The organism is Cellulosilyticum ruminicola JCM 14822 (genome assembly GCF_001311925.1).
Taxonomy (GTDB): domain Bacteria; phylum Bacillota; class Clostridia; order Lachnospirales; family Cellulosilyticaceae; genus Cellulosilyticum; species Cellulosilyticum ruminicola.
The window spans coordinates 1-3,133 of record NZ_BBCG01000128.1 but is presented as its reverse complement, the minus strand read 5'-3'; the positions used below and the strand labels follow the sequence as shown (position 1 = coordinate 3,133).

The 3,133-nt window shown below is 34.0% G+C and carries 4 protein-coding genes and 1 pseudogene; 4 read left to right on the top strand and 1 reads right to left on the bottom strand.

Translation table 11 applies throughout. The features are described 5' to 3' along the window. Positions 1-253: 253 nt before the first annotated feature. Positions 254-514, top strand: coding sequence for a hypothetical protein (locus tag JCM14822_RS18185; RefSeq protein WP_083461566.1), 261 nt, complete (start codon positions 254-256; stop codon positions 512-514). Positions 515-735: 221 nt separating this feature from the next. Here JCM14822_RS18185 and JCM14822_RS19750 read toward each other — a convergent pair. Beyond that, positions 736-1,105: pseudogene (locus tag JCM14822_RS19750) on the bottom strand (transposase); the annotation flags it as partial. 85 nt (positions 1,106-1,190) lie between these two features. On the opposite strand from JCM14822_RS19750, the gene aroD reads away from it, so the two are divergent. The 3 genes from aroD (at position 1,191) to JCM14822_RS18175 (ending at position 2,852) form a co-directional block, all read left to right on the top strand. Continuing rightward, a complete protein-coding gene (gene aroD, locus JCM14822_RS18180) occupies positions 1,191-1,955 on the top strand; it encodes a type I 3-dehydroquinate dehydratase (RefSeq protein ID WP_054744036.1) in 765 nt (254 codons plus the stop codon). Positions 1,956-2,044: 89 nt separating this feature from the next. Further along, the gene (locus tag JCM14822_RS25450) at positions 2,045-2,251 is read left to right on the top strand and encodes a hypothetical protein (RefSeq protein ID WP_456297757.1); all 207 of its coding nucleotides are present in this window, start codon (positions 2,045-2,047) and stop codon (positions 2,249-2,251) included. A gap of 4 nt (positions 2,252-2,255) precedes the next feature. Further along, positions 2,256-2,852: a hypothetical protein gene (locus tag JCM14822_RS18175; RefSeq protein WP_330377690.1), complete on the top strand. Its 597-nt coding sequence runs from the start codon at positions 2,256-2,258 to the stop codon at positions 2,850-2,852. Positions 2,853-3,133 lie beyond the last annotated feature (281 nt).

The window sequence follows — 3,133 nt, the reverse complement described above, 5'->3', positions numbered from 1 at the left end:
GCAAAAATGCTAGTCCTTTTTTGTAGTGTGCTCAGCATGGGCGCAATCTAACAGGTGAAAGTCCTGAGTGGGGGTTGATAGTGCTAAGCACATAGCTTAAGACAAGGGTGTCCATCTCGAGGTGGAATCTGAAGGAAGTTGGCAGCAAAACTTTGGTCTGACGAACAGAAATCACATACGAGTCATATGTACACTGGATGAGGTTGCTATAAAAATCGAAATCCTACACTATCCGAAAGTGTACGGTGTAAATGTGGTAGATGTAAAGTTGGAAACTGTAAGTAATCAAGGAATGCAGAGTAATGATTCGGCGTTAGAAAAGAGAGAAAGAGAAAACGATGTAGAGATTGAAACAAGTAATCTATTCGAAAGAATACTTGCAAGAGAAAATATGATTCTTGCAATGAAACGAGTTATTAAGAAAAAAGGGAGTCATGGTGTAGATGGTATGAGATGTGATGAACTTCGCACGTATATCATAGAACAGTGGGCAAGTATAAAACTTATAGAATGATTCAACAAGCTATTGCGCAGGAACTCACAAAAATCTATGATGCAAGTTTTCGGATAATAGTTTCGGTTTTAGACCAAACAAAAGTGCACAAGACGCCATTAAAAAGGCAAAAGTGTACATTTGAATTTTAGAACGACTATTGAGAGGCATGCAGGCTTTCTTAAATTTTAAATCATGAAGTAAAGCTTTGTAGATTGTGCTACTATCAAATGCAACATCAACAAGCCGGAAGTATCAAAAATAGTCATAGAGGCTTTGTGAGCATCAATGCTTTGGTATATCGGTTCTGTAAGGTCTACAAGTTTATGGAACATAGATTGTAAGTCCGGCAAAAAGTCTTGCTTAAAACGAGTTAATTTAGAGACATCAGGAACTTTGGTAAAACCACAGAAATCTCTTAGTTCCTTAGAATAGTTAAGGAAAATAATTAAAAGAGAATCTGTAGGAATAGAAAAAAATACGTTGAAGAATAAATGCCCAAAGCATTGCCTTTAATGGGTATTTACGTGGCCTACCAGTAGATGCATAAAAATGATTCATAAAAGAAGATGGAATAAGTTCATCAAGATTGATGGTAGTTTCTAATATTGAAGATTTAAGATTAGATTTAATAGAGGTTTGGCATTATAATAGTGCATAAAGTAGGGAAAATATTTAGATATAAGGAGAGGGCTAGATGAAGAGAGTTGTGGAAGTAAGAAATGTAAGACTTGGTGAAGGGATGCCTAAAATTTGTGTACCACTTGTAGGAAAAAATGACAAAGCGCTTATGGAAGAAGCAGATTTTTTAAAAACGCTTAGATTAGATGTTGTAGAATGGCGTATTGATCATCATGAATCAGTAAAAGATTTAGAAAAGATGAAAGAGACATTAAGTTTACTTAGGAAAACTCTTGGAGATATGCCACTACTTGTTACTTTTAGAAGTAAGAAAGAAGGGGGAGAATGTGCTATAGATGAGGCACATTATATGGCACTTAATAAGGCAATTATTGAAACAGGAAATGCAGATTTAATCGATGTGGAGTTATTCACAGGGGATGAAAAGGTTAAAGAAATCGTTGAATGTGCTCATGAACATCAGGTTAAAGTTATTATGTCTAATCATGATTTTGAAAAAACACCTGCAAAAGAAGAGATTATAAGTAGACTTTGCAAAATGCAGGAAATGGGGGCAGATCTTCCTAAGATTGCAGTAATGCCACAAACAACGGAAGATGTATTAACATTATTAGCTGCAACAAATGAGATGGTAACAAAATATGCAGATAGACCAATTATTACAATGTCTATGTCTGGACTAGGTGTAATAAGCAGACTGGCAGGAGAAGTATTTGGTAGCGCACTTACCTTTGGAGCAGCTAAAAAAGCATCAGCACCAGGACAAGTTCCTGTGGGAAAATTAGTTGAAGTACTTAAAGTTATAAGTGAAAGTAAGTAGAGCAATTGATTAAAATAGAATTTAAAGTAGAAGAGCATTAGAGAAGTTTAAGTGAGAATTATATATGACATTATAAGGAGTGGACTAAAATAATAGCAGAAAGAATTACAGGATATACAGAGCTTATTGGGTTTATTGCGAAACCAATTAGACATTTTAAATCGCTTACAATGCATAATGAAGCTTTCGCAAAATTAGGATTGAATTATGCGTATCGTGTTTTTGAAGTGGATAATGATATATTAGAAGATACAATAAAAGATTTTAGGGCGATGAATATAAGCGGGTGGGCCTAATAAGTTGGAAATTATAAAATATCTAGATGAGGTTTCATCAGAGGTGCAGATGTGTCAGGTTGTTAATACTGTGGTGAATGAAAATGGTATTTTAAAAGGATACATTACAGATGGCATTGGTTATATGAAAGCTCTCAAAGAGGCAGAAATTAATATTATTAATGAGAAGATTACTTTAATTGCAGCTGGTGGAGCGGCTACAGCTATTGTAGTACAGGCTGTCTTGGATGGTGTGAAGACGATTAGTATTTTTAATAGAAGAGATATGCACTTTAAGAGAATGGAAAAAATCGCAGAATGTATTCATAAAATCACTGAATGCGAAGTGAGATTATTTGCTCTTGATAATTTAGAAACATTAAGAGAAGAGATTAATACAAGTATAGTATTAACTAATGCAACAGATGTAGGAATGAAGCTGTTTGAAGGAATATCTTGTATTCCAGATGCATCATTTCTTAGGAAAGATTTTATCGTAACAGATGAGATATATGCACCAGCGGAAACTGCCTTATTAAAAATGGCGAGGGAAGTAAGGTGCCGTACATTAAATGGTATAGGCATGATGATTTATCAAGGTGCTACTAGCTTTGAAATATGATGTCTATAGAGCATATAAAACAAGTATTAGAAGTATAATTTAAAAGAAGTATGATACGAAATAGAATGAATTGATAGAGCTCCAGTTATACAAAAGGCTTTTAGCAGGTATAACTGGAGCTTTTGTTATAGGGAAATAAAAAAACATGTAATAAAACAAAGTTTTTAGATTAAAAATAAGGTAAAAAAAGACTTAATAAAAAATGTAAAAAAGGTGTTGACTTAATAGCTCACATAGTGTAATATTATACAAGTCGCAAGGAACACGAGCGATAAATGAAC

Excerpts from the sequence above, each read along its gene's own strand:
- aroD (WP_054744036.1), top strand. The coding sequence starts at position 1,191 with ATGAAGAGAGTTGTGGAAGTAAGAAATGTAAGACTTGGTGAAGGGATG.